A 4,716-nucleotide genomic window follows, 5' to 3' on the forward strand; every position below is an offset into this window, starting at 1 on the left:
GTCTTGCGCCGAGCCGTTGCGATAGGGCCGGTGCGGCTTGCGCACGCGGCATACCGGCGTCTTAAGAACTCTGACCGCTGACTATCGAGACACCCAAAAGCGCCACACTGAACATCCGCATCAATGCGCGTGCCCAGCCTCATGATGTTCCTCGTGCACGACCGTATGATTGTGCCCACCATGCTCATGCCCATGGTGCATGAACGACGTCACACCGTATATGACCGCAACACCGACCCCAACAAGCACCAACTGAGGAATCGCATCAGACAACGCACCTCGTTCATGCATTTGCGGAATCAGATCCGACACGGAGATATAGAGGAAACTGCTCGCAGCGATGACCAGAACATAAGGAACCAGATCCTGCGCCTGCTGCAAAAGGAAATAGCCGATCACCCCGCCCAGCGCAGTACATAGGCTGGTAAACAAGATCAATATAAACGCCTTGCGCCGCGCCAAACCCGCATTGAGCAGCACCACGAAGTCGCCCAATTTGTGCGGCACCTCGTGCACGATGATCGACGAGGCTGTGAGTACGCCCAGGATAGGATCGGTGAGAAACGCCGCCGCAACCAATACGCCATCGCACAAATTGTGCAAAGAACTGCCGACCAGGATCAGCACGCCCCCGCGCCCAGCCTCGTGCCGGTCGTGTCCCTTGTGATGATGATGGCCATCACCCTCATGGTGGTGGCTATGCCGCAGCAAGGCGATTTTTTCCAGGACGAAAAATCCCAGCAACCCCGCCAAGAGCAACGCAAATAAAGTGTGAGCATCGGCATCTGCCCCCTCGAATGCCTCGGGCAGCAAATGCAGCAGCGCAACGGACAGCAATACCCCAACCGACAGGCTGACCATGTGATGCAGGTACTTGCTGAAAACGCGGTACGCCAGCCAACTGGCGATAGACACAGCGATCAGGCCGCCGGCGACGGTGGCCAGCAAGATCCAGAGAAGCAGCATGGGGAATGAGGCAGAAAGGAAGCGTAAAGTAATATTATATCGTTACAGGCTTCCTTTCGCCGATGGCCCGGATATAGGCCAGCGGAGTTTGCGGCAGTCTATTTACGGCATCCAGTCTGGACACCGTTTCTAGAGCCGGCAAACCCGCACCTCAGTGCGCCTGCTCCCAATTGGGACCGACCCCTACCTCGGCTACCAATGGCACGCGCAGCGTCGCAACGCTGCACATGAGCTCAGGTACGCGCGCACGCACGACCTCGAGTTCGCTGTCGGGCACCTCGAGCACCAGTTCGTCATGTACCTGCATGATCATGCGAGTCGCCAATTGGTCGGCATCCAGCCAGTCTTGCACTGCCACCATGGCCATTTTGATCAGATCGGCTGCGGTGCCCTGCATGGGGGCATTGATGGCGGCGCGCTCTGCGCCCTGGCGGCGAGGCCCGGATGCCGCGCGGATATCGGGCATCTGCAGGCGGCGGCCAAAGACGGTTTCGACATAGCCTTGTTGACGCGCCAATTGGCGCGTCTGTTCCATGTACTGCGCCACGCCAGGATAACGAGCGAAATAACGGTCGATGTATGCCTGAGCCGCATCGCGCGTAATTCCCAGGTTGGACGCCAAGCCGAATACGCCCATACCGTAAATCAGGCCAAAATTGATGGCTTTGGCAGCCCGGCGCTGCTCGGACGTCACATCAGCAAGAGCAACACCAAAGATCTCGGACGCGGTGGCGCGGTGGATGTCTTCGCCAGCGGCAAAGGCCCGCTGCAAATTCTCATCATCGGAGACGTGCGCCATGATGCGCAACTCGATCTGGGAATAGTCGGCCGACAGCAATACCCCGTTTTCCGCAATGAAGGCTTCACGTACACGGCGGCCGGCCTCGGTGCGTACGGGGATGTTCTGCAAATTGGGATCGGACGACGCCAAGCGGCCCGTGATCACCGCAGCCTGCGAATAATGCGTATGCACCCTGCCCGTGCGCGCATTGATCATGCGAGGCAGCTTGTCCGTGTAGGTCGATTTCAGTTTCGACAGGCCACGATATTCCAACAAGACTTGCGGCAAGGGATAATCCTGCGCGAGCTTGGTCAGGACTTCTTCGTCGGTTGACGGGGCTCCGCTGGCGGTCTTGCGCACGACAGGCAGTTGCATGCGGCCAAACAGGATTTCGCCCAGTTGCTTGGGTGAATTCAGATTGAACGGCTGGCCTGCCAGGTCGTAGGCTCGCTGCTCTAACGTCAGCATCTCCTGGCCCAGGCGATGGCTTTGCTGGCCCAGTTCGGCCGCATCGACCTTGACGCCATTGCGTTCGATCACGGTCAATACGCGAGAGACCTCGATTTCCAGTTGATAAATGCGTTCGAGCCCCGCGTCAGCGGCCACGCGCGGGCGCAAGGCTTGATGCAATTGCAACGTGAAATCGGCGTCTTCGCAGGCATAGTGGCCGGCCTTTTCGACGGCGACTTCGTCAAAGCCGATTTGCTTGGCGCCCTTGCCGCACAAATCCTCGTAGTTGATGCCGCTGCGCCCCAAATAACGTTGCGACAAATCCGCCAGACCAACACCGCGGTGTGATTCCAGCACATACGCCTGCAACATGGTGTCGTCCTGGATGCCTGCCAGCGCGATACCTTCGTTGGCAAACACATGGGTGTCGTATTTGGCGTGATGCAGCAGTTTGGGCCGCGCGGGATCTTGCAGCCAAGCACGCAGGCGCTCGAGGACTTCGGCTTTGGGTAGTTGCTCGGGATGATCCGGACCACGATGCGCCACAGGGATATAGCAGGCCACGCCCGGCTCGACCGACATGGAAATCCCCACGAGGCTGGCCTGCATTTCATTCAGCGAGGTGGTTTCGGTGTCCAGCGCCACGAGCGGCGCCTCCGCGATCAAGGCCATCCATTCGTCAAACGCCGGCCAGCCGGCAATGACCTGATAACGGAGTTCTGCTGGTGCAGCAGGCGCCTCGGCGATGACACGCGCATCGCCTTGCGGCACCCGTTCAGCGTCGCCCGTGAGCTCGCGCAGCCAGCTACGAAAACCGTATTTCTCGTAGAGCGCTTGCAGCGTCCCGGTATCGGGTTGGCGAGGCTCCAGATCAGCCATCGCATTGACATGGCCAGTCAGATCGCAATCGCACTTCACCGTCAACAACTCACGCGTCAACGGGAATTGTGGGATCGCCTCGCGCAGATTGCTGCCCGCCACCCCTTTGATGGCCTCTGCCTGTTCGACCAAGCCCTCAATGGAGCCAAACTCGCTCAGCCACTTGACCGCGGTTTTGGGGCCGACCTTGGTCACGCCCGGCACATTGTCCACGGCATCACCGATCAGCATGAGGTAATCAACAATACGCTCGGGCGAGACGCCGAATTTGTTCTGCACACCCGGTTCATCCAGGACCTCGCCGCTCATGGTGTTGACCAGCGTCACATGCGAGTCCACCAGCTGCGCCAAGTCTTTATCGCCAGTCGACACAATGGTGTGAATATCCTGCTTCGTCGCATGGCAGGCCAACGTACCGATCACATCGTCCGCCTCGACGCCCTCGATGGCCAGGACTGGCCAGCCTAACGCCTTGACGGCCTGATGGATCGGCTCGATCTGCGCAGCCAGATCCTCAGGCATTGGCGGCCGATGCGATTTATAGTCGGGGTAGAGATCGTCACGGAAGGTCTTGCCGCGCGCATCAAAAATACAAGCTGCGTAGTCTGCCTTATGATCAGACACGAGCTTACGCAACATATTCACGACACCATAGAGTGCGCCCGTAGGTTCGCCTTGCGCATTGCGCAAATCGGGCATAGCGTGAAAGGCGCGGTACAAATAACTCGAACCGTCTACCAGCAATAAGGTTTTCTTCATGGTTACAAAGGCAGATTTAGAAACGCCCGCCGGCAAGCAAATACCGGTGATTATGTCAGAGATACGGACGGCGGCAGAACAACTGGCCGATTTAGGCCCCGCCGTCAGCTTGTTTGGCAGCGCGCGCACCAGCCGCGGCTCGCCACACTATGAAACCAGCGAAGCCATCGCACGCGCACTGGCCAAGGCCGGCTTTGCCGTCATCGCAGGCGGTGGTCCCGGCATCATGGAAGCCGCCAATAAAGGCGCATTCGAAGCAGGAGGCACCAGCGTCGGGCTGAACATCAGCCTGCCGCACGAGACTCACAATAACAAATACCAGACGATCAGTTTGTCATTTGAGTATTTTTATTCTCGCAAAGCGACGTTTTTCATGCATAGCTTTGCTTACATCTCGCTGCCCGGCGGCTTCGGCACCATGGACGAGCTATTCGAGGCCCTGACACTAATCCAGACCGGCAAAGTGCCCCCTGCCCCCGTCATCCTGGTCGGCAAGGAATACTGGCAAGGCCTGGTAGGCTGGCTACGCGACCAAATGCTGGCCAACGGAATGATCAGCGCTCACGATCTGGAACTCTTCATCATCGAAGACGATCCACAAAAAGTCGTGCAGCACATACGTGAATTTCACCACATGCACCAGACCGACGCCCAATACGCACCGTCGCTGCCAAGCTAACCCGCAGAGCCGCAGCCCGCATATTCGAGCGCACGACGCAACTTTGCAGGAATAAGCACAACTCTCCGCGCGCGACCACCGCTTCACGCACGGAGACACTGTGAGTCTGCGCCGGGAGCCGAGTGCCGCGCCGGCCCGTAGAGCCGCGATTCAGCCTCGCGCAGCGAGGCCGAGGCNCNAGGCTNCTACTGCNGTGAGTCCC

Annotated in this window: 3 protein-coding genes; 1 reads left to right on the plus strand and 2 read right to left on the minus strand. The window is 58.9% G+C overall.

What is annotated here, in order from left to right; genetic code table 11:
* Window positions 1-120: 120 nt before the first annotated feature.
* Both ACNA0J_RS25485 and polA read right to left on the minus strand, forming a co-directional pair.
* Window positions 121-966 (minus strand): ZIP family metal transporter, encoded by an 846-nt coding sequence (locus ACNA0J_RS25485; protein ID WP_415821702.1) that lies wholly within the window; start codon window positions 964-966, stop codon window positions 121-123.
* Between the two features lie 151 nt (window positions 967-1,117).
* The gene (gene polA, locus ACNA0J_RS25490; protein WP_415821703.1) at window positions 1,118-3,835 is read right to left on the minus strand and encodes a DNA polymerase I; all 2,718 of its coding nucleotides are present in this window, start codon (window positions 3,833-3,835) and stop codon (window positions 1,118-1,120) included.
* Here polA and ACNA0J_RS25495 point away from each other — a divergent pair.
* Window positions 3,834-4,514, plus strand: coding sequence for an LOG family protein (locus ACNA0J_RS25495; protein ID WP_460490351.1), 681 nt, complete (start codon window positions 3,834-3,836; stop codon window positions 4,512-4,514). The genes polA and ACNA0J_RS25495 overlap by 2 nt on opposite strands.
* Window positions 4,515-4,716 lie beyond the last annotated feature (202 nt).

Source organism: Bordetella tumbae, assembly GCF_965139195.1.
Taxonomy (GTDB): domain Bacteria; phylum Pseudomonadota; class Gammaproteobacteria; order Burkholderiales; family Burkholderiaceae_B; genus Bordetella_A; species Bordetella_A tumbae.